The 24,651-nt window shown below is 65.6% G+C and carries 22 protein-coding genes; 10 read left to right on the top strand and 12 right to left on the bottom strand.

Annotation, left to right across the window (positions count from 1 at the left end; translation table 11 throughout):
* The first annotated feature begins 17 nt into the window (after positions 1 to 17).
* The 5 genes from ABLV49_RS17945 to ABLV49_RS17925 all read left to right on the top strand — a co-directional run bounded on the left by ABLV49_RS17945 (position 18) and on the right by ABLV49_RS17925 (position 5,386).
* Positions 18 to 842 (top strand): VOC family protein, encoded by an 825-nt coding sequence (locus tag ABLV49_RS17945; protein WP_349278577.1) that lies wholly within the window; start codon positions 18 to 20, stop codon positions 840 to 842.
* 27 nt (positions 843 to 869) lie between these two features.
* Positions 870 to 1,655 (top strand): IclR family transcriptional regulator, encoded by a 786-nt coding sequence (locus tag ABLV49_RS17940; RefSeq protein WP_349278575.1) that lies wholly within the window; start codon positions 870 to 872, stop codon positions 1,653 to 1,655.
* Positions 1,652 to 3,394: a bifunctional 3-(3-hydroxy-phenyl)propionate/3-hydroxycinnamic acid hydroxylase gene (locus tag ABLV49_RS17935; protein ID WP_349278574.1), complete on the top strand. Its 1,743-nt coding sequence runs from the start codon at positions 1,652 to 1,654 to the stop codon at positions 3,392 to 3,394. The genes ABLV49_RS17940 and ABLV49_RS17935 overlap by 4 nt, the downstream gene beginning before the upstream one ends.
* A 19-nt stretch (positions 3,395 to 3,413) precedes the next feature.
* Positions 3,414 to 4,439, top strand: a complete 1,026-nt coding sequence (locus tag ABLV49_RS17930) for a Bug family tripartite tricarboxylate transporter substrate binding protein (protein WP_349278572.1) — start codon at positions 3,414 to 3,416, stop codon at positions 4,437 to 4,439.
* Between the two features lie 98 nt (positions 4,440 to 4,537).
* Positions 4,538 to 5,386, top strand: a complete 849-nt coding sequence (locus ABLV49_RS17925) for a fumarylacetoacetate hydrolase family protein (RefSeq protein ID WP_349278570.1) — start codon at positions 4,538 to 4,540, stop codon at positions 5,384 to 5,386.
* 71 nt (positions 5,387 to 5,457) lie between these two features.
* On the opposite strand, the gene ABLV49_RS17920 is transcribed toward ABLV49_RS17925, so the two are convergent.
* Both ABLV49_RS17920 and ABLV49_RS17915 read right to left on the bottom strand, forming a co-directional pair.
* Positions 5,458 to 7,293 (bottom strand): NAD(P)/FAD-dependent oxidoreductase, encoded by a 1,836-nt coding sequence (locus ABLV49_RS17920; protein ID WP_349278568.1) that lies wholly within the window; start codon positions 7,291 to 7,293, stop codon positions 5,458 to 5,460.
* Between the two features lie 248 nt (positions 7,294 to 7,541).
* Positions 7,542 to 9,494, bottom strand: a complete 1,953-nt coding sequence (locus tag ABLV49_RS17915; RefSeq protein ID WP_349278566.1) for a sigma-54-dependent Fis family transcriptional regulator — start codon at positions 9,492 to 9,494, stop codon at positions 7,542 to 7,544.
* 169 nt (positions 9,495 to 9,663) lie between these two features.
* Between ABLV49_RS17915 and ABLV49_RS17910 the strand changes: the two genes are divergently transcribed.
* Together ABLV49_RS17910 and ABLV49_RS17905 are read left to right on the top strand one after the other, a co-directional pair.
* Positions 9,664 to 10,515 carry a DNA/RNA non-specific endonuclease gene (locus tag ABLV49_RS17910; protein ID WP_349278564.1) on the top strand — a complete coding sequence of 284 codons (852 nt, stop codon included), beginning with the start codon at positions 9,664 to 9,666 and terminating at the stop codon, positions 10,513 to 10,515.
* Positions 10,516 to 10,531: 16 nt separating this feature from the next.
* The gene (locus tag ABLV49_RS17905) at positions 10,532 to 10,780 is read left to right on the top strand and encodes a hypothetical protein (RefSeq protein ID WP_349278562.1); all 249 of its coding nucleotides are present in this window, start codon (positions 10,532 to 10,534) and stop codon (positions 10,778 to 10,780) included.
* On the opposite strand, the gene ABLV49_RS17900 is transcribed toward ABLV49_RS17905, so the two are convergent.
* The 3 genes from ABLV49_RS17900 to ABLV49_RS17890 all read right to left on the bottom strand — a co-directional run bounded on the left by ABLV49_RS17900 (position 10,764) and on the right by ABLV49_RS17890 (position 14,858).
* A complete protein-coding gene (locus tag ABLV49_RS17900) occupies positions 10,764 to 11,603 on the bottom strand; it encodes a hypothetical protein (protein WP_349278560.1) in 840 nt (279 codons plus the stop codon). The two genes, ABLV49_RS17905 and ABLV49_RS17900, sit on opposite strands and share 17 nt — an antisense overlap.
* A 61-nt stretch (positions 11,604 to 11,664) precedes the next feature.
* Positions 11,665 to 13,383: a YbaL family putative K(+) efflux transporter gene (ybaL, locus tag ABLV49_RS17895; RefSeq protein WP_349278559.1), complete on the bottom strand. Its 1,719-nt coding sequence runs from the start codon at positions 13,381 to 13,383 to the stop codon at positions 11,665 to 11,667.
* Entirely contained in the window at positions 13,362 to 14,858 is a 1,497-nt protein-coding gene (locus ABLV49_RS17890) for an AAA family ATPase (RefSeq protein ID WP_349278557.1), read from the bottom strand. The genes ybaL and ABLV49_RS17890 overlap by 22 nt, the downstream gene beginning before the upstream one ends.
* A gap of 195 nt (positions 14,859 to 15,053) precedes the next feature.
* Between ABLV49_RS17890 and ABLV49_RS17885 the strand changes: the two genes are divergently transcribed.
* The 3 genes from ABLV49_RS17885 (at position 15,054) to queC (ending at position 17,374) form a co-directional block, all read left to right on the top strand.
* Positions 15,054 to 15,305, top strand: a complete 252-nt coding sequence (locus tag ABLV49_RS17885; RefSeq protein ID WP_011800049.1) for a GlsB/YeaQ/YmgE family stress response membrane protein — start codon at positions 15,054 to 15,056, stop codon at positions 15,303 to 15,305.
* Between the two features lie 184 nt (positions 15,306 to 15,489).
* Complete coding sequence (locus ABLV49_RS17880; RefSeq protein WP_349278555.1) at positions 15,490 to 16,596, top strand: RNA-guided endonuclease InsQ/TnpB family protein; 1,107 nt, start codon at positions 15,490 to 15,492, stop codon at positions 16,594 to 16,596.
* A gap of 52 nt (positions 16,597 to 16,648) precedes the next feature.
* The gene (gene queC, locus ABLV49_RS17875; protein WP_349278553.1) at positions 16,649 to 17,374 is read left to right on the top strand and encodes a 7-cyano-7-deazaguanine synthase QueC; all 726 of its coding nucleotides are present in this window, start codon (positions 16,649 to 16,651) and stop codon (positions 17,372 to 17,374) included.
* A 113-nt stretch (positions 17,375 to 17,487) separates the two neighbouring features.
* On the opposite strand, the gene ABLV49_RS17870 is transcribed toward queC, so the two are convergent.
* The 7 genes from ABLV49_RS17870 to ABLV49_RS17840 are packed head-to-tail and all read right to left on the bottom strand — an operon-like array spanning position 17,488 to position 24,647.
* Positions 17,488 to 19,098: an MFS transporter gene (locus ABLV49_RS17870; protein ID WP_349278551.1), complete on the bottom strand. Its 1,611-nt coding sequence runs from the start codon at positions 19,096 to 19,098 to the stop codon at positions 17,488 to 17,490.
* A gap of 12 nt (positions 19,099 to 19,110) precedes the next feature.
* Entirely contained in the window at positions 19,111 to 20,946 is a 1,836-nt protein-coding gene (locus tag ABLV49_RS17865) for an ABC transporter ATP-binding protein/permease (RefSeq protein WP_349278549.1), read from the bottom strand.
* A 20-nt stretch (positions 20,947 to 20,966) separates the two neighbouring features.
* Positions 20,967 to 21,947 carry a 5'-nucleotidase gene (locus tag ABLV49_RS17860; protein WP_349278547.1) on the bottom strand — a complete coding sequence of 327 codons (981 nt, stop codon included), beginning with the start codon at positions 21,945 to 21,947 and terminating at the stop codon, positions 20,967 to 20,969.
* A gap of 36 nt (positions 21,948 to 21,983) precedes the next feature.
* A complete protein-coding gene (locus ABLV49_RS17855) occupies positions 21,984 to 22,538 on the bottom strand; it encodes a histidine phosphatase family protein (RefSeq protein WP_349278546.1) in 555 nt (184 codons plus the stop codon).
* Positions 22,539 to 22,542: 4 nt separating this feature from the next.
* Entirely contained in the window at positions 22,543 to 23,379 is an 837-nt protein-coding gene (locus ABLV49_RS17850; protein WP_349278544.1) for an adenosylcobinamide-GDP ribazoletransferase, read from the bottom strand.
* 7 nt (positions 23,380 to 23,386) lie between these two features.
* Positions 23,387 to 24,439 carry a nicotinate-nucleotide--dimethylbenzimidazole phosphoribosyltransferase gene (gene cobT, locus ABLV49_RS17845; protein WP_349278543.1) on the bottom strand — a complete coding sequence of 351 codons (1,053 nt, stop codon included), beginning with the start codon at positions 24,437 to 24,439 and terminating at the stop codon, positions 23,387 to 23,389.
* Positions 24,402 to 24,647, bottom strand: coding sequence for a cysteine-rich CWC family protein (locus tag ABLV49_RS17840; protein ID WP_349278541.1), 246 nt, complete (start codon positions 24,645 to 24,647; stop codon positions 24,402 to 24,404). Before ABLV49_RS17840 ends, cobT begins: the two co-directional genes overlap by 38 nt.
* Between the last annotated feature and the right edge of the window lie 4 nt (positions 24,648 to 24,651).

Below are 24,651 nucleotides of genomic sequence, written 5' to 3'. Positions count from 1 at the left end.
ACCCAAGAGACGCCACCATGGAACTTGACGCCGAATTGCAAAGTGTTCATCTGTTCTCGCCCGAGCCGCTGCAGCTTGCCCGTTTTTACAGCACTACCTACGACATGACGCTTGAGCCGGTGGGGGACAGCTACCTGTGCCGCTCGCCGGGCCGGCAGGTCGCGTTTTCTGAAGGCCCGATCAATCAGTTGAAGTACGCACACTTTGCCTTCCACACCAGCGCGGCATGGGATGCGTTTGCAGTCCGTGCCCAGGGTCTGGCGCAGTCGCCGCTGCCGCCCGGCTTCGAGGCAGGCTCGGCCATCAGCTTTCGTGATCCGGACGGAAACCAGATGGTTTTTACAGCGACTGCCGACAGCGAGTTGCCTGCCTCAAGGCGCGTGCCGCCAGCGATCTTGCAGCACTTTGCATTGCGCACCTCCCACATAGAGGCCATGCTGGATTTTTATACCGGACAACTCGGCTTTGTGCTGTCCGATGCCGTGACAGATGCCGAGGGCAGGCTGCGCGCCTGCTTCCTGCGCAGCGACAGCCTGCACCACGCGCTGGCCCTGTTTTTTGCGCCTGCACCGTGCTTTGACCACCAGTCGTTTGAAGCGCCTGACTGGAGCAGCATGAGAACCTGGGGCGACCATATGGCCGGCCAACAGGTGCCGATTGTCTGGGGCATCGGCCGGCACGGACCGGGCAACGATGTGTTTTTCATGGTGCGCGACCCTGACGGCAACCTGGCCGAAATTTCTTCCGAGATCGAGCATTGCGAGCCAGGCCGCCCCGCCGGCCTCTGGCCGCACGAAGAGCGCACGCTGAACCTTTGGGGCAGGGCGATCTTGCGCAGCTGAGCGGCTCAGGGCCAAGCAAAGCACACCATGCCATCGACCAACCGCATGCTCCGGATTCTGGGCCTGTTTGAGCTGAGCCGGCCTGTCATCACGCCCGAGTGGCTGATGGACGCGCTTGGCGTTTCACGCGCCAGCATCTACCGCGACCTGGGCCAGCTGGTCAAGGCCGGCATGCTTGAGCGGGTCGCCGACCGTGGTTATGTGCTCGGTCCGATGGTGATCGAGCTGGACCGTCAGATTCGCCTGGCCGACCCGCTGCTCGAGGCTGCCGATGATCTGCTGGGCCAGCTGGCGAGCGAAACCGGAGGCGCCGTGCTGCTTTGCCGCCTTCATGGCAGCAAGGTCATGTGCATCCAGCAGGTCAACGGCCGAAACCCGGCGCTGTCGGTGAGCTACGAGCGGGGCCGCGCCATGCCGCTGTACCGTGGCGCCACCTCCAAGATCATCCTGGCGAGCCTGCCGCCACCGCAACTCAAGCAGCTGTGGGCGGCCGAGCGCCCGGCGCTGGTCGCCGCCGGGCTGCCCGATGACTATGCCCAGCTGAGCAAACTGCTGGCAGACATGCGCAGCGCCGGCTACTGCTTCGCTCAGGGCGAGATAGACCCGGACGCCGCGGGGTTTGCGGTGGTGCTCAAGGATGGCGAGCATCTGCTGGGGAGCCTGAGCGTCGTGATGCCCGCCGCGATGCTCACGGCCGCGCTGCGAAAAACCACACTCAACCGGCTGCAAAGCGCCGCCGGCCGCATCGAGGGCCGACTGCTGGACCAGCGCATGAAGGCACGAGCCACCAAAAAATCGGAGACAACACAGTGAACGCACCTTTGCCCCTTTCTTCCTTGCCGCTTGCAACACGGCCGTCCGGCGCTTCCTCCGGCGGTCACTTTCCGGTCGTCATCATCGGCGCCGGGCCGACCGGGCTGACCCTGGCCAACCTGCTCGGAACGCAAGGCATACCGGTGCTGGTGATCGAGCGCAGCCACGACACGGTGGGCGAGCCGCGTGCGGTGTCCATTGATGACGAAAGCCTGCGCACCCTGCAGACGGCAGGCCTGATCGGCGAAGTGCTGCCGCATGTGGTGCAGGGCTATGGCGTGCATTACTACTCCTGGCGCAACAAGGAGTTCGCGCGCATCGAACCCAGCGTGATGGACAACGGTTTCCCCAAGCGCAATGCCTTTCGCCAGCAGGTGCTGGTGGGCCAGCTGCGCGACGGCATGAAGCGCTTTGCGGACTCGGCCATCTGGTTCGGCCATGAACTGCTGCGCTTTGAAGACGAAGGCGCAGCCAAGGTCCGGCTTGAGTTGCGCCATTGCCACGAAGGGCGGGACGAGACAAAACACATCACCTGCGACTGGCTGGTCGCCTGCGACGGCGGCCGCAGCCCGGTGCGCGAGCAGCTTGGCATCAAGCTCACCGGCAGCACCTATGACGAGAAATGGCTCATCGTCGATCTGCTGGACCGCAAGTCTGCGTTTCGCCACACCCGCACTTACTGCGACCCAGTGCGTCCCGCCATTCGCCTGCCCGGCCCTGATGGCACGCTGCGCTATGAGTTCATGCTGCACGAAGGCGAAGACCCCGAACAGATGCTGGAGGAAGCGCGCGTGCGCAGCTGGATCCATGCGCGCGAGCCGGACGATGCCCAACTCGACATCACCCGCAAGGTGGTGTATGCCTTTCATGCGCGCGTGGCCGAGCGCTGGAAGTCAGGCCGTGTCTTTCTGGCGGGCGACGCGGCCCACCTGACGCCGCCTTTTGCAGGGCAGGGCATGAACAGCGGCGTGCGCGATGCGGTCAACCTGGCCTGGAAACTGGCTGCGGTGGTGCAGGGGCGGCTCTCGCCCGCCTTGCTTGAGACCTATGAAGCCGAGCGCAAACCCCATGCCTGGTCGCTCATCCGCATGGCGGTGCGTATCGGCATGTTCATGCAGCCCAAGTCGGTGCCGGCCGCTATCCTGACGCAAGGTGCGCTGCGGCTGTGCAGCCTGTTTCCGCCGGTGCGGGACTATGTGCTGCAACTCAGGTTCAAACCCAAGCCGCGTTTTGCCGAAGGGTTTTTTGTGGCGGACCAGGAAGTCGCCCGGCGCAACCCTGCCTTTGTTGCGCCGGGCCAGCTGTTGCCGCAGCCGTTCGTGCAATTGCCCGGTGGCCAGCGGGTGCTGCTTGACGATGCAGCCGGCAGCGGCTTTGCCCTGCTGGTTCTCGCCGGCAGCGCCGACCAGGCAGAAATTTCAGCCGCCGCGCTGAAGAGCTTTGCAGCCTGCGGCCTGCCCTGCAGCTTCATCAGCGTCGTGCTCCAGCGCGATGACTTCCTCAAGCGTGCGGCGTCAGCAACAGACCGGGCGCCCGACGCAGTGCTGCGCGACTGCGACGGCGTGCTTGAAAACATTTTTAGAAACGCCGGCGCGAGCGCTTTGCTGCTGCGGCCGGATCGCTATGTGCTGGCCTACCTCGGACAGCCCGGCAAGGCCGGCAGTGCAGACGTGCAAAAGCTGCTCTCGACATTTTCAGCCCAGGGTTCCCACGCGGCGCAGACCGCGATTTTTTCATAAATATTTCAGGAGACAAACCATGACACGACGTTTCGCGCTGACTCAATACGCATGCTTTTCGAGGCGTGACGCCGGATCACTTGCACTGGCCGCAGTGCTTGCAGTGGGTTCCGCCTTCACTGCATCGACGGCCCTTGCGCAGGACTTTCCGACCAAGGCGGTGCGCATCGTCACGCCGTTTCCAGCTGGCAGCGGGCCGGAAGTCGCGCTGCGGCTGGTCGCCGACAGGTTGTCAAAGCTTTGGGGCCAGCCGGTCATCGTGGACAACCGGCCGGGTGCCAGCGGTTTCATCGCGATTCAGGCGATCAGGCGCGCCGCGCCGGATGGCCATGAACTGCTGCAGATGGACAACGCGCAAATGGCGGCCCAGCCTTTCCTGTTCAAGAGGCTATCGTATGACCTGCTGCGCGACTTCGAGCCGCTGACGCCCATCTTTCGCAACTACTTCTTCGTCAACGTGCCGGCTGGCAGTCCCTACAAGAACATGGCCGACCTGATTGCCGCTGCCAAGGCAAAACCCGACCATGTGAACTACGGCTCCTGGTTTGTGGGCAGCCCCGGCCACATCGGCGCGGCCATGCTGGAGACGGCCACCGGAACCAAGATGACGCACGTGCCGTACAAGGAAATGTCGCAGCTGTACGTAGGGGTGGCCAGCCAGGAAGTGGACTGGGCCTTTGGCAGCGCGGCCAGCGCGGGCGCCATGCAGCGCGCCGGCAAAAACCGCTACCTGGCCGTCGCCGCGCCCAAGCGCGTCGCCGGTTTTCCGGAGGTGCCGACGATTGCCGAATCGGGCGGACCTGCCGGGTTTGAACTGAGCGCCTGGACGGCCTTGCTGGCGCCCAAGGGAACGCCCAGGGCGACGGTGGAAAAGATTCAGAAAGACGTGGCCTCGGTGATGTCCGATCAGGATTTCAAGGACAAATACGCGGCCATGTATTACGAGCCCTATGCCCTGAACACCGAAGGCTTTTTGCAGCAACTGCGCACTGACTCGAAGCGCTACGGCGACACCATCAAGCGGCTGAATATCTCGCTGGACTGAACGGCTTGCCCAGAAAACCGACTGACGCGCTAATCACGCTTGATCCGCTTGTCGATAGATACCCCCTTATTCATTCATACTGGAACAGAAAGCATCCCATGAAACTCATCAGCTATCTTCATCAAGGCCAGCCCGGCTGGGGCATGGTCACCGGCGCCGGCATCGTTTCCCTTGCCAATGCGGCTTGTCCCACGCTGCTCAGCGCGCTGCAGGCCGGCAAGCTCGATGAACTGACTGCGGGCGCGGCCAGCCGGCAGCCTTCGGCGCAGCTGGCCGACATCGAGTTCCTGCCCGTCATCCCTGAGCCCGGAAAAATCTTCTGCGTGGGCCACAACTACGAAGAACACCGGCTGGAGACCCAGCGCGACAAGACCCAGCATCCGCTGCTCTTCATCCGCGTGGCCGAGTCGCAGACGGCGCATGAGCAGCCTATTTTGCTGCCCGCCGAGTCCACGCACCTCGACTATGAAGGCGAAATCGCCATCATCATCGGCAAGCCAGGGCGGCGCATCCGCGAGGCCGATGCCTGGTCGCATGTCGCCGGCTACAGCGCCTACAACGACGGCTCCATTCGCGACTGGCAGAAGCACACCATCCAGTTCACGGCGGGCAAGAACTTCACCGGGACCGGCGCGTTCGGTCCCTGGATGGTCACGCGCGGCGAAATTGAGGATGGCGAAGAACTGACCTTGGAAACCCGGCTCAACGGTGAAGTCATGCAGCGCACCACGACGGCGTCGATGATCTTCAGCATTCCGGTGCTGATCGAATACATCTCGACGTTCACCACACTTCAGCCCGGCGACGTCATCGTGACCGGAACGCCGGGCGGCGTCGGCGCCAAGCGCACGCCACCTGTGTGGATGAAGCCCGGCGACCGGGTGGAAGTTGAAGTCGGCAAGGTTGGCATTCTCGTCAACTCCATTGCCAACGACCCGGCGCGATGACGGACACCATGGCAGCCACTGGCCAAGACCCAAGCGGGTCTGCTGGCTGCCAGATGCCTGGCGCGCCGCGTTCACTGCGTGTGGTGCACTTCCTGCAGGCCATAGACCGGCGTGTCCAGCCCTTCCATGCGCGCCTTGAGCTGCAGCGCCAGGTAGCGTGAATAGTGGCGCGACTGGTGCAGGTTGCCGCCGTGGAACCACAGCGCTTCCTGCTGCGTCGGCTTCCACATGTTGCGCAGTTCGCCTTCCCACGGGCCGGGGTCTTTGGTCGTGTCCGAACCCAGCCCCCAGCACTTGCCGACCTTGGCGGCCATCTCGGGCGAGACCAGCCGCTCGACCCAGCCGTTCATTGAGCCGTAGCCCGTGGCATAGACGATCAGGTCGGCGGGCAGCTCGGTGCCATCGCTCAGGATCACCGCGTTTTCGGTGATGCGCGCGATGTCCACGCCGCTCTTGAGCTTGACGTCGCCGTTGGCCACGAGGTCGCAGGCGCCCACGTCGATGTAGTAGCCCGAGCCGCGGCGCAAATACTTCATGAACAGGCCCGAGCCGTCGTCGCCGAAGTCGAGCATGAAGCCGGCCTTGCGCAGCCGGTCGTACAAATCGGCGTCGCGCTTCTGGATTTCCTCGTACACCGGGATGTGGAAGGTATGCATGATGCGAAACGGCACCGAGGCGAAGATCAGGTCGGCCATGTCGGTGGTGATGCCTTTTTCCAGCGCCTGCTCCGAGTACAGCCCGCCCAGCGCCAGGTCCATCAGCGAGTCCGAGCGCACGATGTGCGTCGAGCTGCGCTGCAGCATGGTCACGTCGGCGCCGTTTTCCCACAGGTCGGCGCAGATGTCGTGCGCCGAGTTGTTGGCGCCCAGCACGATGGCTTTTTTGCCCTTGTAGGCATCGCCGCCGGGGTGCTTGCTGGAATGGTGCTGCGCGCCCTTGAAGGTGCCGGCGCCCTCGATTTGCGGCACGTTGGCCACGCCCGACATGCCCAGCGCAAACACCACCTGCTTGGGCCGCAGCACGACAGTCTGGCCGTCGCGCACCACGGACACTTCCCACTCTTTCGCTGCTTCGTCGTACTTCGCCTTGATGCATTCGGTCGATGACCAGTAGTTCAGCTCCATCACCTTGGTGTACATCTCCAGCCAGTCGCCGATCTTGTCCTTGGGGCAGAACACCGGCCAGTCGTCGGGAAACGGCAGGTAGGGCATGTGGTCGTACCAGACCGGGTCGTGCAGGCACAGCGACTTGTAGCGGCTGCGCCACTGGTCGCCGGGGCGCGGGTGCTTGTCGATGATCAGCGCGGGAACGCCCAGGCGCTTGAGGCGCGCACCGAGTCCGATGCCGCCCTGGCCGCCGCCGATGACCAGCACGTAGGGCTGAACGGTGATGCCCAGTTCGGCTTCCTCCTGCTGGCGGCGCTCGGTCCAGTTCTGCCGGCCTTTCTGCACGCCATGCTCGGCGCCCTTGATGCGGTCGCGGCCCTTCTTTTCCTCGAAACCCTTGAGTTCGTAGAGCGTGGTCAGCAGCGTCCAGCACAGCCCGTCCTTCAGCCGGGCATAGCTGCGCCCGCGCGCCATGGCGGTTTCGAAGGTGAACCAGCCTTCGGTCACGCCGTTGGCGCGGCTGGCCTCGCCCTCGGTGCGCCAGTTGGCCGGCTGCGTGCTGGCCAGCGTGGCGGCCAGCAAGTCCTGCACGCCGTCACGGCCTTCGACGGTCTTGAGGTTCCAGGTGAAGCCGATCAGGTCGCGCCAGTGGCAATCGGTGGTGAACAACTGGGTGGCGGCCTGCACGTCGCTGCGTGTCAGCGCGGCGTCGAACAGTTCGAGCCAGCGGGCGATTTCATCGCTGGGGCTCAGGGCGCTGTGGTGGGCCGCCGGGGGCGCGCCGGTCACGGTGTCGGTCATGTCTTGTCTCCTTGCTATGTTGCAAATCGCCGGCAGGCTGCCGACGCAACAGTCATTGCAAGGGGTGTGCCTGAACGGCGATGGCCTTTTTTGCTATGTTATTAATAGCTATGTGCGCTTGCTGGTCGTGCGCAAAAGCCGTTTTTCATATAAAAATGACCGCCGTGCAGCACCCCGGGCAAGCTGTCACAGCGTGACGGCTGTCACGGGCCGGGCGTGACAGGTGTCACGCCCGGAGGCCGCATGTCTCAGCCGGCCGTGCCGCCGTCGCGCTGGTTCGGCGAGGCAATGCCCCAGCGCTGCATGCGGCGGTACAGCGTCATGCGCGACAGGCCCATGCGGCGCGCCGCCTCGGCCACGTTCCAGTGGGTGGCGCTCAGATGCTGCAACAGTTGCGCCGCCTCGCTGGCCAGAGCCGGGGCTGGGGCGGCTGGGTCTGCCGATGCCGGAAGGCACGGCGCGGCGGCCAGGTGATCGGGCAGGTCGTCCAGCTCGACCACGCCCTGGCTGCACAGGCTGCGCGCGTACTCGATCACGTTGTGCAGCTCGCGCAGGTTGCCGGGCCAGCGGTGCGCCAGCAGGCGGGCGCGCGCCTCAGGGGAAAGAGCCAGGGCGACCACTTCTTCGCCGTCGCGCGGCTTCGCCAGCATGCGCGCTATCAGCCAGCCCAGGTCGGTGCGCTCGCGCAGCGGCGGCAGCACCAGGTGCGCGCCGTTCAAGCGGTAATACAGGTCGGCGCGAAAGCGTCCTTCGCGCACCAGCGCCTCCAGGTCGCAGTGCGTGGCGGCGATCACGCGGATGTTCACCGGCACCGGCCGCGTCGCGCCCACGGGCAGCACCTCGCGCTCGGCTAGCACGCGCAGCAGCCGGGCCTGCAGCGCCAGCGTCATGTCGCCGATCTCGTCGAGGAACAGCGTGCCGCCGTCGGCCTCCTGCACCAGCCCGCGCTTGGCGCGCGAGCCCGCGCCCGAGAAGCTGCCCGGCAGGTAGCCGAACAGCTCGCTCTCGGCCAGCGCTTCGGGAATGGCCGCGCAGTTTACCGCCACGAAAGGCCGGCCGCGCCGCTCGCCGCTGGCGTGCAGCGCCTTGGCGAAAAACTCCTTGCCGCTGCCGGTTTCGCCGGTCAGCAGCAGCCCGATGGGCGAATTGACGAAGCGCGCCGCCCGCGCGATCTGCCGCGACAGCGCTGGGTCGCCGCCGCACAGCGCAGCCAGCGGCGCCGGCACGGGTTCAACGGCTGCCGATGGCGCAGGGCGCGCGGCGGCGGGCGCAGGCGATGCCAGCAGGAACAGCAACTGGCTGGAGCCGGCCAGCGTGATGGCGCGGCGGTCCGCCGGGCAGCCGTGCAAAAAGCGGCCCAGGTCGCCGAGCCGGGCGTGAAACAGGCGCTCGAACGCGGCACCGATCAGCGGCCCGGCCACGCAGTCCTGCAGCAGCAGTTGCGCGCGCCGGTTGTGGCCGATGACCCGGCCGGCCGCGTCCAGCGCCAGCAGGTAGTCGGGGTTGACCTCCAGGAACTGCGGCGAGGGCGACAGGCGCAGCACCCAGTCATGGCGGAACTGCCGCAGGAAGCTGGCGTTTTCAATGTGGTGGGCGTAAATCTGCACCATCTGCAGCGCCATGTGCTGGCTCTCCTTGCTCTGCGGCGAGCGCAGCGCCGAGATGTCGAGCACCGCGTTGAGCTGGCCGCGTCCGTCGAACACCGGCGCGGTGGTGCAGGTCAGCGGGATGTGGGTGGCGTCGAAATGGTCGCCCTGGTGCACCGTCAGCGCCTGCCCGGTGCTGATGCAGGTGCCCACGCCGCAGGTGCCGGCCAGCTGCTCGCTCCAGTCCGACCCCAGGTACAGGCCGGCGCGGCGCAGCGAGTGGTCGCTGTTCAGGTCGCCCAGAAAATCGACGGTGACGCCGCGCGCATCGGTCAGCAGCACCACATAGCCCAGCCCGGCCACATGCTGGTAGAGCGCCTGCATGCCGCTGCGCGCGATCTGCAAAAACTCGTCCATCCGGTCCTGGTGCTCGCGCAGCCGGTGGCTGGGCAAGATGATGGCGTCCTGCATGCGCGTCGGGTCCAGCCGGTAGTCGCGCGCGCAGCGGCGCCATGAGTCGTGGATCAGGTTGTCGCCGGCCGCCCCTGGCTGGACGATGCCGCTTGCGACCGTCTGCACAACCCTGTCGATGTGCTCGCGCTGATGTACCTGCATGGCTTGTCTCCTGGTTGCGCAATCGGGCCTGCGCCAGTTTGAATAAGGTCTCTTCGGACCAGAAGCACTATAGGTTGCGCTGCCTGCACGGTCAATCCGGCGGCTTTCGGCAGCAGGGCCGGCTTGAGGCACACTGGCCCCCCTTCAAAGATATTCCCCCGGTTTCCACATGCTCCGTACCCTGGCTTTCTCCCTGACCGTGCTGGCCGGCACCTCCGTCCTGGCAAACACCGCCTGTCCCCAGCACTTTGCCGCCGGCCAGCGGCCTGTCGTCACCAACCCCAAGCTCCAGCCGCGCACCCAGGAACTCTGCTTCAATGCCTTCGCGGTGCTGCATTCGGGCCTGAGCCGCACGCCGCTGTACGCGGCCGAGCACCTGACGCGCCAGAACATGAAAAACGCGGCCAAGCTGTCGCGCAAGGATTCCTTTCATGCCGAGGACGCCCTGCCCGAAAGCGACCGGGCCGAACTCAGCGACTACGAACGCTCGGGCTACGACCGCGGCCACATGGCGCCGAACGCCGACTTCGCCACCCGCAAGGCCCAGGCCGAGTCGTTTTCGCTGGCCAACATGGTGCCCCAGGTGCATGAGAACAATGCCGGCGTCTGGGCCGGCATCGAGAGCGCGGCCCGGCAGCTGGCGACCGCCGAAGGCGATATCTATGTCATCTCCGGCCCGGCCTTCATCGGCGGCAAGATCAAGAAAATCGGCAATGTGCTGGTGCCCACGCACATCTGGAAGGTGATCTACAGCCCGGCGCAGCACAAGGCCGGCGCCTACCTGGTCACCAACGACGACACGCGCGACTATGCGGTCCTCACGGTCTCGAAGCTGGAAAAAATGGTCGGCCTGAGCCTGCTGCCCGGCCTGCCGCAGCAAGTCCGCGACGCGGGCATGGAGCTGCCCAAGCCCGAGTCCCGGCAAGACAGGAGAAAGAAAAGCAAGCCAGAAGACGAATTCACGCTGCGCGATTTCGCCAGCCTGGTGATGGACGCCATCAACCGTGCGATCAAAAAGTAACAGCAAGGAAAACGCCATGAGCCACTTCAAACCCTATGCCAATGAAAGCGACGTCATCCGGATCGGCGCGCTGGAGATCGAGAACCGCACCGACCGCATTTCGCTCACCGGCGACGTGGTGCTGACCCGGGACCAGGCCGGCCTGGCGCTGGCCAAAGAGCTGCAGGCGCTGCTGGACCAGGTGGTCAAGGCGCTGGAGGCTGAAGAAAAGCTTCCCGCGAAGGTCGAGATCAAGCCCGCGCAGGAAATCAAAAATCCCTTTTGACTTCCTGAAAGTCCGGCTTTCCCAGCGCCGGCGTCAATACCGGCAGGGTGTCCAGCCCCTGCACCGCCGCCGCAATCGGCGCGGGCGACACCGACGCCGGCTGCTCGAACGGATTGCCCTGGACCAGCACAATCGCCGCCGTGGGCGCGGCTGCCAGTGCAAACAAGACCATGGCCACCAGCGCCGCGCGCGGGTTTTCAACATGCACCACGGCCAGCGACAGCAGCGTGACCAGGCCCAGAAACGCCATGCCCAGCCACTTGAGCGGGTTGACGTGGGTTTGCGACAGGCCGATGCGCTGGTCGCGTTGATCGCGAATGTCGCTGACCTTGCGCAGCATCAGCGCCTGCACGGTGTCGCCGGCCGCGCTGGCAACGTCCCGGCCGGCCAGCAGCCGCAGCAGCGCGTCGGCCCTGTCGGGCACCTGCGCGCTGGACTGGCGGCGGGCCAGCAGCGGCCATTCGGCGGCGCTGGCCTGGCCGTAGTCGGCTATCGCCGCGCGCACCCGGCCCTGCAGCGGCCCGGGCAACGCTGCCGACAGCGTGACCAGGCTGCGCAGCGCGTCGGCTTCGCGAAACACGGCGTTGGTGGCGCGGTCGTGGGCGCTCCAGGTGTCGTTGGCCAGAAAAGCCAGCGTCAGGCCGAACAGCACGCCGATGATGTTGATGAAGGGCGGCGCCACGCCGTGCAGGGACTGCGCCCATGCGGCCCAGCGCGACTGGCGCAAAAACCACTGGATGCCGGCCACGCCCAGCGCCGTGCCGAGCAGGGCCACCAGCGCATAAAAATAGTGATCGTAGGTGTGCAGCAAATCAGGGCTCATGAAAAAAAGACGTTGAAAAAAGACGTTGTTGAATGGGTGCTGACAGGCGGCGCGGTTCGGCTCAGGCGTGGCTGGCAGCGGGCGCCGCCGCCTGCGGCTCGAAGCGTTGCAGGACGTGGCCCGCCATGCCCCTGGCGAGTTCTTCCTCGCCCAGGAACACCGTGCCGATGCCGTCCTTGCGCAGCAGTTGCAGCTCGTCCTCGCTGTGGGTTCGCAGCACGATCTCGATGGCCGGGTTCAGCGTGCGGGCCGTGTCAACCATCTGGCGCACGGTCATCGGGTCCGGCGTGGCGACCACCAGCATGGCCGCGTTGGCGATGTGCGCCTGGATCAGCACCGCCGGGTCGGCCGCATTGCCGGACACGGCCGCCATGCCCTGCTTGCGCAAGGCCTCGACCAGTTCGCGGTTCTGCTCGGCCACCACGTAGGGAATGCCGCGCGCATCCAGGGCGCTGGCGATGCGGCGGCCCACGCGCCCATAGCCCACCAGCACCACCTGTCCCTTGAGGTATTTGCGCTCGGTGCTCACCGGCAGTTCGGCGTAGGGGTCATCGCGCTGCTCCAGGCGGCGCGCCAGCGCCGAGCGTTCGAGCAGCCAGCGCTGCAGCGGGGCAATCGCCGCGAACAGCAGGGGATTGAGCGCCATGGAAATCAGCGCGCCGGCCAGCACCAGGCTCATGCCCTCGGCGGGCAGCAAGCCCAGCGACAGGCCCAGGCCGGCCAGGATGAACGAGAACTCGCCGATCTGCGCCAGGCTGGCGGCCACCGTCAGCGCGGTGTTGAGCGGATAGCGAAAGGCCACCACCAGCCCCAGCGCCGCCGCCGATTTGCCCACAATGATGATCGCCACCACGCCGAGCACATGCACCGGCTCCTTCATCAGGATGGCCGGCTCGAACAGCATGCCGACCGACACGAAGAACAGCACCGAGAACGCATCGCGCAGCGGCAGCGATTCCTGCGCCGCGCGGTGGCTGAACTCGGACTCGCGCATCACCATGCCGGCGAAGAACGCGCCCAGGGCAAACGACACGCTGAAAAGCGCCGCCGCGCCGTAGGCAACGCCGATGGCGAAGGCCACGACCGCCAGCGTGAACAGCTCGCGCGAGCCGGTGCGCGCGACCTGCCACAGCATCCAGGGCAGCGCGCGCCGGCCAACGACCAGCATCAGGGCGATGAAGGCCGACACCCCGAGCAGCGTCTGTCCGATGGTGCGCCACAGCGGCCCAGTGCCTTCGGCAACGGCCGCGCCGCCCAGCACGCCGGCCAGCGGCGGCAGCAGCACCAGCACCAGCACCGTCGCCAGGTCTTCGACCACCAGCCAGCCCACGGCGATGCGGCCGTTCATCGTGTCCAGCACGCCGCGCGCCTCCAGCGCCTTGAGCAGCACGACGGTGCTGGCGCACGACAGCGACAGTCCAAACACCAGGCCGGCGCCCCAGCTCCAGCCCCACCACCAGGCCAGGCCCATGCCCAGCAGCGTGGCCAGCGTCATCTGCACCACGGCGCCGGGAATGGCGATGCGCCTGACGGCCAGCAGGTCATTGAGCGAAAAATGCAGCCCGACGCCGAACATCAGCAGCATGACGCCGATTTCGGACAGCTGCGAGGCGATGTGCATGTCGGCGACAAAACCCGGCGTCGCCGGGCCGATGATGATGCCCGCGACCAGGTAGCCGACCAGGGCCGGCACCTTGATCCGCTCGGCGATGAACCCCAGGATCAGGGCCATGCCGAAGCCGGCGGCAATCGTGGTGATCAGGGGAATATTGTGTTCCATGCGGTTCCGTGGGTTGGCTGGCGGGCTGTGTCGATGACCAGTCCGAGTTCTTCGGCGGCCAGCGGCTCGGCCGACAGGCGCAAATGCTCAAGCACCGCCAGGTTGGCCTCCGAGGCATCGCCGCGCCGCGCCTGGATGCGTTCGCGCAGCACCGGCAGGGGCGCGTCGCAGTCGATGATGCGCAAGGGTACGCCCGCCTCGCTGGCAAGCAGGAGCGCCTGCGTGCGTTCGGCGCGGCGCGGAAAAGCGGCATCCAGGATGACCGGGTAGTCTGCCTGAAGCGCCAGCCGGGCCAGGCTGAACAGCTGCGCATAGGTGCGCGCGGTCGCTTCCGGCTGGTACAGGTCCAGTCCCCGGGCGCGCGAATCCTCCAGCATCCCGAGGCCGAACAGGCGCTTGCGCTCCACGTCCGAGCGCAGCCGGATCGCGCCTTCCTGCTCCAGCACGCGCTGCGATTCAAAGGTCTTGCCCGAGCCCGGCAGGCCATGGGTGATGAACAGCCGGGGCTGGCCCGGCTGGGTCCACGACAGCGCCGTGTCCATGTAGCGGCGCGCGGCGGCTTCGTGGCCGGGGCCGCTCAGTTGCGCCACTTGCGCCCGCACCAGCGCGCGGTACACCACCGAAAAGCGCAGCGCCGGCAGGGCGGCATGGTCGCCGGTGCGGTCCAGCCACCCGTTGAGCAGCCGGAAGGCAAAGTCGCGCCGGCCACGGGCGCTGAAGTCCATCACCGCAAATGCGATGTCGTCGAGCACGTCGATGCAGCGCAGCGCCGGGTCGAACTCGATGCCGTCGAAGGCGGCCACACCGCCGTCCAGGCTGAGCACATTGTCCAGGTGCAGGTCGCCGTGGCATTCGCGCACCCGGCCGCCTTGCTGGCGCAGCGTCCACAGCGGCGCCAGCCGGGCGGCTTCAGCTTCCAGCCAGGCCTGCAACCGCGCCTGTTCGGCCGGGCTGGCCACGGGAAGGGCGCCCTTGAGTGCTGCCAGCGCGGCCAAGCGCCTGCGTTCGGCGCTGGCGAATCCACTGGCCGCATCCAGCGCGGGCTGGGCGTTGTGAAAATCGGCGAGCAGGATGGCCAGCCGGTCAACGTCCGCGCTGGCCAGCGTTGCGGCTTCCAGCTGTTCGCCAAACAGCGCGCCTTTCGCAAAGCGGCGCATGCGCACCGCATAGTCCAGAGGCGGCCCGTCGCCGTCCAGCACGGGCGCCTGGTGGCTGCCGGTGATGCGCGCCACGCCCAGATACAGCGATGGCGCCAGGCGGCGGTTCAGCCGCAATTCCTCTTCGCAGAAATGCCGGCGCGCCTGCAGCGCGGCGTAATCGACAAACGGCAGTTGCACCGGCTTCTTGATCTTGTAGGCGTAGTCACCGGCCAGCAGCACCCAGGAGATGTGGGTTTCGACAAGTTCGGCGCCCAGGCGGCTGGCCAGGGTAGTGACCAGGGCCTGTTGGCGGGCAAGGGCGTCGGTGTTTTGCATGGGTTGAAAGTTAGCACATGCGCATGCAGGAGTGCCCATGCGCAATAGCTGTGGGCTGCTTTTGCGGATTCTGCTGCCTATTCCTACGCTTGTTTGCGCGTTTTCCGATAGGACCGCCAGCGCTGCCGTGTGAACCTCTACCTGTCCGGCATTGGCGCCGGCCCACGCCAAACTTAACCACGCTGAAAGAAACCCATGAGCATTATCTGGACCATCATCATTGGACTCATCGTCGGCATCGTCGCCAAATTCCTGATGCCGGGCCGCGACCCGGGCGGCTTTGTCATCACCGCCATCATCGGCATCGTGGGTTCGGTCATCGCCACCTACCTGGGCCGGGCGCTGGGCATGTACCGGCCCGGTGAGTCGGCGGGCTTTATTGCCGCCGTCATTGGCGCGATCATTCTGCTGTTCCTCTACCGCATGGTGGCTGGCCGAAAAGCCTGATTGGCGCCCGAGGCCCGCCCGGCAGCCGCCTGCCGGGCTGGCTTCAAAGCGGCTTGCGGCTATCGATTCAACATAATTTTCGCGAGAATCCCGGGCCTTCAGGCCGGGGAGGAATAGTGGGCACTGCGAAGTAGTGCTTGTGCAGGGCTTGACAAAAAATTATTAATTTTTCTATACTTGAAAAATGAAGCTCGTGGCAAACATCAAACTGACCCCGACGCCAGAACATGCAAAGGAGTTGTGCGCCACGCTTGAGCGCTGCAATGAGGCTTGCAACTGGATTTCCGAACAGGCTTTTGCCGCCAAGGCGACGCGCCAGTACGACATGCAAAAGGCGTTCTATTACCAGGTTCGGGAGCGCTTTGCGCTGACCGCGCAGGTCACGATCCAGTGCCTTAAAAAGGTGGCCGACGCCTACAAAAAGGATGAAAAAACGCTGCGGGTTTTTCGCAAGCATTCGGCCCAGCCCTACGATGACCGCATCTTTCGTTTCGCATCGGACGAACTCGTTTCGCTGTGGGTGCTGTCTGGACGCGCCAAAGTAGGCTACGTTTGCGGCGACCATCAGCGCAAGCTGCTGGAGCACCGCAAGGGCGAGGTTGACCTGATGCTGGTGCGCGGCAACTGGTATCTGGCCGCTGTCTGCGACTTCGACGATCCTGCATTGCTCACGCCGGGCGGCATGCTCGGTGTGGACTTCGGCATCGTTAACATCGCCACCGACAGCCTGGGCAACCAGCACTCGGGGGCGGCGGTCGAGGCGTACCGGGCGCGTTATGCCAAACGCCGGGCCACCTTGCAAAGCGTCGGCACGAAAGCGGCAAAGCGCTGCCTGCGCAAAATGAGCGGAAAACAACGGAGATTTCACAAACACGAAAATCATTGCATTTCCAAAAGCATCGTTGCTACTGCTGAACGCTCCGGGCTTGGTATTGCGCTGGAAGACCTGACGCACATCCGGGTACGGGCCAAGGCCAACAAAGAGCAGAGAAAACGATTGCATAACTGGTCCTTCGGGCAGTTGCGCGGCTTTGTTGAATACAAAGCCAGGCAAGCCGGCGTCCTGTGTGTGTCTGTCGATCCCAAATACACGAGCCAACAGTGCTTCGCGTGCGGGCACATCGCCAGACAGAACCGGAAAAGCCAGTCGAAGTTTTTGTGTGTGGCCTGCGGACACGGTAATCACGCAGACCATAACGCCGCTGGCAACATAGCCAGCAGGGCTACCGTAAACAAGCCTATGTTCGCGCATCTGTCTGTCCCAGGTGCAGTGGAAAGCTCCGTCCTTTAGGGCGGGGATCGTTTACGCGACAATACGGCAAATTTTCTTCCTTGCCATGACCATGCCTGCTCCTGTTTCGCGTGCCCACACCTCCGCCCTGGTCCTGTTTTCGGGCGGCCAGGATTCCACCACCTGCCTGGCGCAGGCGCTTGCAAAATATAAACGCGTCGAAACCATCGCCTTTGACTACGGCCAGCGCCACAAGGTGGAGCTTGAGGCGCGGCTGAATGTGCTGCGCGAGCTGAAAAGCCAGTTTCCGCAATGGGCTGCAAAACTCGGTGAAGACCATTTGCTCGATCTGGCCGTGCTGGGGCAGGTCAGCGACTGCTCGCTGACGCGCGACGTGGCCTTCAAGATGGAAAGCTCCGGCCTGCCCAACACCTTCGTGCCGGGGCGCAACCTGCTGTTCCTGACGCTGGCGGCCGCGCTGGCCTACCGGCGCGATCTGCAGGTGCTGGTCACGGGCGTGTGCGAAACCGATTTTTCAGGCTATCCCGATTGCCGCGACGACACCATGAAGGCCATGCAGCTGGCCTTGTCGCTGGGCATGGACAAGCGCTTTCTGATCGAAACCCCGCTGATGTGGATCGACAAGGCCGATACCTGGGCGCTGGCCGAGTCGCTGGGCGGCCAGCCGCTGGTGGACCTGATCATCGAGCACACGCACACCTGTTACCTGGGCGACCGCATCCACCGGCATGCCTGGGGCTATGGCTGCGGCCAGTGCCCGGCCTGCGAGTTGCGGGCGCGCGGCTACGAGCGTTTTGAATCGCGGGGCGCCGTGTAAAAAGCGCAGAAGCGAGCGAAGCGCCGGGCTTGCTCTTCACGCCAGCAGGGGCCGCAGGCGCAGCGGCCCCCTCGGGGGCAGCGCATTACACGCAGTGAAAAGCGTGGGGGCCATTAAACGCGCACCAGGTCTTCCACCACGCAGCGCGTGACGCGGGGCGCCTCGTCGCCGAGGTGAAAGGCGAGTTTGCGCTCGCGCAGGGCCACGTCGCTGGCGGTGACCCGGTCAAAACGGCGCAGGTGCTCGGTCCAGGATTCATCGACGATCTGCTCGATGAAGCGGCCCGGCTGGTGCACATCGCGCAGCAGTTCCCACTCCAGCGCGCCCTGGCGCAGGCGGCTGCGGCGGCTGGTCCGCATCAGCTTGAGGAAATCGTCGCTGCGTGCCGGGTCGATCAGGTATTCAATCGTCACCACCATGCGGCCCACGCCCGGCGGTGCATGCGCCACCGGCACCTTGAATTCGCGCGACGGCGTCAGGTCTTCCTCGATGCTCTGGTCGCGCACCCAGTGCTGGGCCAGCAGCATGCTGACCGTGCCGCTCACGGCCGCCACCAGCAGGCCGGTGGACACACTGGTGACCGTGGCCACCTGGCCCCACAGGGCGGCGCCCAGTGCGCTCGCGCCCATGATGGCCATCTGGTACATCGACATGCCGCGCGCCCGCACCCAGTCGGGCAGGGCCAGCTGGGCCGACACGCTGAGCGAGTTGGCGCAGGTGATCCAGGCCATGCCATTGAGCACCATGGCCGGCACGGCCACCCAGGCATTCGGCGCCATGGCCATGGCGGCCGTGGACGCCGACTGCAGCATGACCGAGCGCAGCACCAGCGTGTCGCGGTCCATCATCTGGCGCAGACGCGGCAAAAACAGCGCCGCCACGATGGCGCCCGAGCCCATGGCGGCCAGCAGCAGCGTGAAGGTGCCCGCATCCCCGCCATGCAGTCCGCGCGCCACCAGCGGCAGCAGCGCCAGCAGCGCGGTGGAATGCAGAAAAAACAGCGAGATGCGCACCAGCACCGCCCGCAGCCGGGTGGACTGGCTGACAAACTGCAGCCCGACCCGCATGGCGCTGACCAGGCGTTCACGGCCCAGCGGGCTGGGCACATGTTCGCGGCGCCAGCGCATGATGACAAAGCCCGAAATCAGCGACAGCGCGGCGTTCAGCACAAACACATACTCGGTGCCGGCGCTGGCGATCAGCGCGCCGGCCACCAGCGGGCCGACGATGCGCGACGCATTCATCGAAATGCCGTTCAGCGCCAGCGCCGCCGGCAGCTGGGTGCGCGGCACCAGTTCGGGCACGATGGCCGAAAACACCGGCCAGCGCATCGCCAGGCCGATGCCGTTGGCAAAGGTCAGCGCCAGCAGCAGCGGCGGCGTCATGACGTCGGCAATCACGGCAATGCACAGCAGCGTGGCCACGCCGGCCACCCAGAACTGCGTCATGATGAAGTAGCGTCGCCGGTCCAGGATGTCGGCCAGCGCGCCGCTGGGCAGCCCGAGCAGGAACACCGGCAGCGTCGAGGCCGACTGCACCAGCGCCACCCAGATCGGCGTGCTGGTCATGGAAGTCATCATCCAGGCGGCGGCCACGTCGTTCATCCACATGCAGATGTTGGCCGTCAGCCAGACGGTCCAGAGCATGCGGAACACCGGTCGCTTGATCGGTCCCCAGGGCGAAAGGGACGGGGCGGCGGCGGGTGGTGTGACTTCTTCAGGCATGGCCTGCCATTTTCAAGCCTTTTGCGCCACCCTGTTGTCAGTGGTTTCACGCACCCGGTACAAGGCCGGCGCGCCTTCGGGCAGTTTCTCCAGCTCCCACAGCTTTCCATGGAAAGCCGCCACGGTCGGCCGGTGGGCAATCGACACCAGGCTGCCCTTGACCGTTTTGACGCTGGCCAGCAGCTTGTCGTAGATGTTCTTTTCGGCCGCCTCGTCGAGCGCGCTGGTCGCCTCGTCGGCAAAAATCCAGCGCGGCTTTTTCAGCAGCACCCGGGCAATCGCCAGCCGCTGCTGCTCGCCGCCCGACAGCTTCTGGCTCCAGGCGTCCTCGTCGTCAAGCCGGCTCGCCAGTTGCGGCAGCAGCGCATCCGTCAGCGCCCGCTGCAAAGCCGCGTCGTCATACTGCACAGCGGGCTGCGGATAGGCCAGCGCATTGCGCAGGCTGCCGTCGGGAAAATAGGGGCGCTGCGGAATGAACATCGCGTCCGGCGGCAGCTGCGTCTGGCCGGTAGCAAAAGGCCAGATGCCGGCCAGCGCCCGGAACAGCGTCGATTTGCCGCTGCCTGACGGACCCTTGAGCAGCACGCTTTCGCCCGGCCCGGCCTGCAGCGACACGCCGCTGAGCAGGGTCGCGCCGGTCGGCAGCTTGAGCGACAGGTCGCTGACCGCCAGCGTGTCGGCGGCCAGGGGATGCGCGTCATTTGCTACTGAATTGCTAGCTGCCTGCGCCCGTCCCTGTTGCGCAACAGCACTGATGTTGTCTTCAAAACTGGTCAGCCGGTCGGTCGTGGCGCGCCAGGCGGCCAGGCTGCTGTAGTTATCGACCAGCCAGCTCAGGGAATCCTGCACGCGCCCGAAGGCCGAGGAAATCTGGATCAGCTCGCCCAGCTGGATGGCGCCGCTGAAAAAGCGCGGCGCCGCCACGATGAACGGAAACACCACCGCCGCCTGGCCGAAGAAGTTGGTGAACCAGACCAGGTTTTTCTGCTTCTTGATCAGCTTGAGGTAGTTGGCCAGCACGGCGGCAAAGCGCGTGTCGAGCTGCGCGCGCTCCACCGCTTCGCCCTTGTCCAGCGCAATCGATTCGCTGTATTCGCGCACCCGCACCATGTGGTGCCGGAAATCGGCCTCGACCTGCTGCTGCTGGAAGTTGAGCTTGATCTGCGGCCGGCCGATGTAGTGGGTGATCACGCTGCCGGCCACGCAGTAGAGCACCGCCATCCAGACCATGAAGCCCGGAATGCTGTAGCTGGCGCCATTGAAGTTGAAGGCAAACGCGCCCGACAGCGACCACAAAATGCCGACAAAACTCACCAGCGTCACCACCGCGTTCAGCAGGCCCATGCTCAGCGAGATGCTGTAGGTGGTGAACAGGTTGATGTCTTCCTGGATACGCTGGTCCGGGTTGTCCGGCGTTCCCGCGCTTGCATTGCCTTCGCCGGTAAAGCGCGCCAGCTCCAGCTTGTAGAACGCATGGTCGGCCAGCCAGCGCTGCAGGTAATGCGCGGTCATCCAGGCGCGCCAGCGCACCTCCAGCAGCTGCGTCAGGTAAAAGCGGTACACCGCGATGATGATGAAGGCGAACGCCAGGTAGGTGAAGCGCCCCAGCTGCGTCCAGAACACCGCCGCGTCCTTGTTCTGCAGCGCGTCGTAGAACACCCGGTTCCACTCGTTGAGCAGCACCAGCATGTACACCGCGCCCAGGTTCAGCAGCACGATGGCGACCAGCAGGCCGCGCGCCTTCCATTTGTCCTCGGAGCGGAAGTAGGGCGCCGACAGGGTCCAGACGCGGCGGCTGAAATGCCTGAAGTCGCGGAGTTTTTGGGCGATGGGTGAAAGCAGGTTCATTCAAAGTTTTCTTGAAAAATTCAGGTCAGCAGATTGGACACACCGCTCACGACATGGCCCGAAGGCACATGCTGCGACGCCGAGTTGACATGGCCGGTCTGGTCGTCAAAGAAAAAATCGGGCTCGAATTCGCGCAGGAATTCGCCCTTGGCCAGGCCGCCGAGGAACATCGCTTCATCGACCTCGATGTTCCAGTTCATCAGCGTGCGGATGGCGCGCTCGTGCGCCGGCGCGCTGCGCGCCGTCACCAGCGCGGTGCGAATGCACATGCGCGACGTGCCGGCCTGCTGCAGCCGCTGCAGGGCCTCTAACAGCGGCTTGAACGGCCCGGCGAGCAGCGGCTGCGCGGCCTTGTCGCGTTCATGCGCCTGAAAGGCGCTCAAGCCCTGCGCCTGAAAGACCATTTCGGCTTCGTCGGAAAACAGCACCGCGTCGCCGTCAAAGGCAATCCGCACCTCGTTCGGATGCGCGTCGCTGGCGCGGGCCGATTGCGGATAGACCTGCGCGGCCGGCACGCCGGCTTCCAGCGCGGCGCGCACATCGCTCAGGTGGGTGGACAAAAACAGGTTGGCGTGCAGCGGCTTGAGGTAGCGCCAGGGCGGCGCGCCGCGGTTGAAGGTGCCGCGCTGGATGTTCAGGCCGTAATGCTGGGCCGAGCGGAACACCCGCATGCCCGACACCGGGTCGTTGCGCGACAGGATGACCACCTCCACGCGCTGGCGCGGCACCGCCGGGCTGGCGGCTTCCAGGGTGCTTTCGGGCGCGTCGTTGAAGGCCAGCAGCTTCTTGACCAGCGAAAACGCCACGCCGGGCTTGGCCGGCACGTCGAGCCGCTCCAGCTGCAGCTTCATGTAGGCCGCGTCTTTCTTGACGCCCGGCGGCAGGTCGGCTCCGGGGTCTTGCGCGAAGCCGGTTTCGAACACCTGGTTTTCTTCTTCAAAATCAAACAGGGCGCGCGATGAAATCGCCACCACGAGCTGACCATCGAGAGTTGCGGCCATGAGGAATGCCTTGTGGGTTGTTGCCGGGCAGGCTGCCTAGCCGGTGTGCAGGTTGAGTAGCCGCCATTGTCCATATTTCGGCGCGTCCAGCGGCCACTGGCCGGCGCGCTCGATGTGGCGGATGCCCCGCGCCAGCAGTTCCACCGCGCGGATCACGCCGGCGTGGGTGATCCACAGCGTGTCGCCCCGGCCTTGCAGCGCATCGAAGGCCGAGGCGACGCGGCGCATGAACGCCGCCACGCTTTCGCCGTCATGGCCCACGCGGTAGTTCGCAAAATCCGTGGTCCAGGCTTCGAGTTCGGCCTGGCCGATGGCCTGCCAGGCGCGGCCCTCCCACTGGCCGAAGTCCATTTCCTGCAGCCGGGCATCGGTTTTATACGACAAATCAGGCCTTTGCGCATGCAGGGCGTGCGTGAGCTGCTCACATCTTTGTAGCGGCGAGCTGATGACGCGGATGCCGGCGGGAAGCAGCGCAGCCAGCTCTTTGGCGCATTCGGCGGTGGCGCCAGCATCGGCCGCCATGTCCAGCCGGCCGTAGCAGATGCCGGCGCCGACCAAAGGCTGTGCATGGCGGACCAGCCAGAGTTTCATGCGTTCAGAGGCTGACGGCCAGGCCGAGGTAAAACGCGATTTCGCAGACCTGCTGCGTGGTCCCCAGGCAGTCGCCGGTAAAGCCCTGCAGGCGGCGCCTGAAGAAACGCAGCAGTCCCATCAGCGCGAGCACCGAAAAGATGCAGGCCACTGTTAAATTGATAGCATCCAGTGCAATACTGGCAAGCGCAAGAGCACAAAAACACCATGAAAATGCAATCACCAGCCCGCCCGCCGAGATCTGGTCGGCCAGCGGCTTGGATTTGGAAGTCGCCGTGTCGCCCACATGCGGCAACAGCCGGATCATGACCAGCGGCAGCCCGCGCGAGACGATGTGGCCGGTCCACAGCGCGGCGCATACATACCAGCCGCTGAAGGTCGATGCTTCTCCCGTATCGGGAACCGCCTCGACGGAGCCCAGAAGCGCCAGCAGCGCGACCTTGCACAGCAGCGCCAGCACCAGCGCCATCGCGCCGAACGCGCCGACGCGCGAGTCCTTCATGATTTCCAGCGCGCGCTCCCGGTCGTAGCTGCCGCCCAGGCCGTCGGCCACATCGGCCAGGCCGTCCTCATGAAAGCCGCCCGTGAGCCAGACCGTGGCGACGGTGGAAAACGCAGCCGCCACCAGCGGCGTGAAGGCAGTGTCGGGCAGCAGCAGTTGCAGCAGCGCGAACATCGCCGCCGCCGCACCGCCCACCACCACGCCGATGCCCGGAAAGTGCGCGGCGCTGGCGCGCAGCATCCCGGGGCTGTAGCCTACCCATTCGGCCAGCCGCCCGGTGATTGGGATGCGGGTGAAGAACTGGACGGCGAGCAGGTAGTGGCGAATGAACTGAACCATCGGGCGGTTATTTTTCGCTCACGCCCGCCGACTCAAAGCTCGCCATTTCATTGAGGAAGTTCGCCGCCGACTGCACCAGCGGCCAGGCCAGCAGCGCCCCCGTGCCTTCGCCCAGCCGCAAGTCAAGCTCCAGCAGCGGCTTGGCCTGCAGATGCGCCAGCAGCAGGCGGTGGCCGGTTTCGGCGGAGCGGTGGCAAAACACCAGGTAGTCGCGCACAGCGGGCGCCAGCGCCTGCGCCACCAGCGCCGCCGCGCCGGCAATGAAGCCATCGACCAGCACCACGCGCCGCTCGCTGGCCGCCTGCAGCATGGCGCCGGCCATCATGGCGATTTCAAAGCCGCCCAGCGCCGCCAGTTCGCCCACGGCGTCAAACGGTTCAGTGGCCGGATGACGCGCCAGGGCGCGCGTCAGCACCGCCTGCTTGTGCAGCAATTGCGGGTCATCGAGTCCGGTGCCGCGTCCCGTCGCATCAATGATGCCCGCGCCCGTCAGCCGGGCCAGCAGCAGCGCGGCGGGCGAGGTGTTGGCAATGCCCATCTCGCCAAACGCCACCACGTTGCCCGGCAGCGCCGCGACGGTCTGCATGCCTGCCGCGAGCGCCGCCTGTGCTTCGGCCCGCGACATGGCGGCCTCGGCGCACAGGTTTTTCGTTCCCATGGCGATTTTTCGCGGCTGCAACTGGGGATGGGCCGGCAACTCGGCGGCCACGCCAGCATCGACCACCTGCAGCGCAAAGCCGTGCTGGCGCGCAAACACATTGATGGCCGCGCCACCGGCCAGCATGTTGCCGACCATCTGCACCGTCACCGCCTGCGGATAGGCCGACACGCCTTCCGCCGCAATGCCATGGTCGGCGGCAAACACCACCATCTGCGGGCTGTGCAGCGCAGGCGACTCGCTGCGCTGGATCAGGCCCAGCTGCAGCGCCAGGGCTTCGAGCAGGCCGAGCGCGCCCAGCGGCTTGGTCTTGTGGTCAATCTTGTGGCGCAGCCTGGCCTCTAAAGCGAGGTCGGCGGTGGTTTCAATCGCGGGCAGGTAAAAGCGGGTGGTGTCGTTCATCGGTGATTTGTTTGAGGCAGGCGGGGCAAAAGCAGGAAGCTGCGCTGCTGTCCGGCAGCGCTTGTTCCGACGGGGCAGGGGGAACCGGCATCACATGCGGCAACTGGACGCACCAGCATTCGGCATCGCCCGCCACCATGCCACAGCGCAGGCCCGCACCGCAGCGCGGGCACACCGAGGTGTTGGCTTTCAGTTCAGTTGATGCCATGAAG

It is taken from the genome of Polaromonas hydrogenivorans, assembly GCF_040105105.1.
GTDB classification, from domain to species: domain Bacteria; phylum Pseudomonadota; class Gammaproteobacteria; order Burkholderiales; family Burkholderiaceae_C; genus Polaromonas; species Polaromonas hydrogenivorans.
This window is presented reverse-complemented; position numbering and strand designations above follow the sequence as displayed.

What these genes read in the sequence shown, in the direction of transcription:
- ABLV49_RS17945 (WP_349278577.1), top strand. Translation starts at nt 18, where the DNA reads ATGGAACTTGACGCCGAATTGCAAAGTGTTCATCTGTTCTCGCCCGAG.
- ABLV49_RS17940 (WP_349278575.1), top strand. Translation starts at nt 870, where the DNA reads ATGCCATCGACCAACCGCATGCTCCGGATTCTGGGCCTGTTTGAGCTG.
- ABLV49_RS17930 (WP_349278572.1), top strand. Translation starts at nt 3,414, where the DNA reads ATGACACGACGTTTCGCGCTGACTCAATACGCATGCTTTTCGAGGCGT.
- ABLV49_RS17925 (WP_349278570.1), top strand. Translation starts at nt 4,538, where the DNA reads ATGAAACTCATCAGCTATCTTCATCAAGGCCAGCCCGGCTGGGGCATG.
- ABLV49_RS17920 (WP_349278568.1), bottom strand. Translation starts at nt 7,293, where the DNA reads ATGACCGACACCGTGACCGGCGCGCCCCCGGCGGCCCACCACAGCGCC.
- ABLV49_RS17915 (WP_349278566.1), bottom strand. Translation starts at nt 9,494, where the DNA reads ATGCAGGTACATCAGCGCGAGCACATCGACAGGGTTGTGCAGACGGTC.
- ABLV49_RS17910 (WP_349278564.1), top strand. Translation starts at nt 9,664, where the DNA reads ATGCTCCGTACCCTGGCTTTCTCCCTGACCGTGCTGGCCGGCACCTCC.
- ABLV49_RS17905 (WP_349278562.1), top strand. Translation starts at nt 10,532, where the DNA reads ATGAGCCACTTCAAACCCTATGCCAATGAAAGCGACGTCATCCGGATC.
- ABLV49_RS17900 (WP_349278560.1), bottom strand. Translation starts at nt 11,603, where the DNA reads ATGAGCCCTGATTTGCTGCACACCTACGATCACTATTTTTATGCGCTG.
- ybaL (WP_349278559.1), bottom strand. Translation starts at nt 13,383, where the DNA reads ATGGAACACAATATTCCCCTGATCACCACGATTGCCGCCGGCTTCGGC.
- ABLV49_RS17890 (WP_349278557.1), bottom strand. Translation starts at nt 14,858, where the DNA reads ATGCAAAACACCGACGCCCTTGCCCGCCAACAGGCCCTGGTCACTACC.
- ABLV49_RS17885 (WP_011800049.1), top strand. Translation starts at nt 15,054, where the DNA reads ATGAGCATTATCTGGACCATCATCATTGGACTCATCGTCGGCATCGTC.
- ABLV49_RS17880 (WP_349278555.1), top strand. Translation starts at nt 15,490, where the DNA reads ATGAAGCTCGTGGCAAACATCAAACTGACCCCGACGCCAGAACATGCA.
- queC (WP_349278553.1), top strand. Translation starts at nt 16,649, where the DNA reads ATGCCTGCTCCTGTTTCGCGTGCCCACACCTCCGCCCTGGTCCTGTTT.
- ABLV49_RS17870 (WP_349278551.1), bottom strand. Translation starts at nt 19,098, where the DNA reads ATGCCTGAAGAAGTCACACCACCCGCCGCCGCCCCGTCCCTTTCGCCC.
- ABLV49_RS17865 (WP_349278549.1), bottom strand. Translation starts at nt 20,946, where the DNA reads ATGAACCTGCTTTCACCCATCGCCCAAAAACTCCGCGACTTCAGGCAT.
- ABLV49_RS17860 (WP_349278547.1), bottom strand. Translation starts at nt 21,947, where the DNA reads ATGGCCGCAACTCTCGATGGTCAGCTCGTGGTGGCGATTTCATCGCGC.
- ABLV49_RS17855 (WP_349278546.1), bottom strand. Translation starts at nt 22,538, where the DNA reads ATGAAACTCTGGCTGGTCCGCCATGCACAGCCTTTGGTCGGCGCCGGC.
- ABLV49_RS17850 (WP_349278544.1), bottom strand. Translation starts at nt 23,379, where the DNA reads ATGGTTCAGTTCATTCGCCACTACCTGCTCGCCGTCCAGTTCTTCACC.
- cobT (WP_349278543.1), bottom strand. Translation starts at nt 24,439, where the DNA reads ATGAACGACACCACCCGCTTTTACCTGCCCGCGATTGAAACCACCGCC.
- ABLV49_RS17840 (WP_349278541.1), bottom strand. Translation starts at nt 24,647, where the DNA reads ATGGCATCAACTGAACTGAAAGCCAACACCTCGGTGTGCCCGCGCTGC.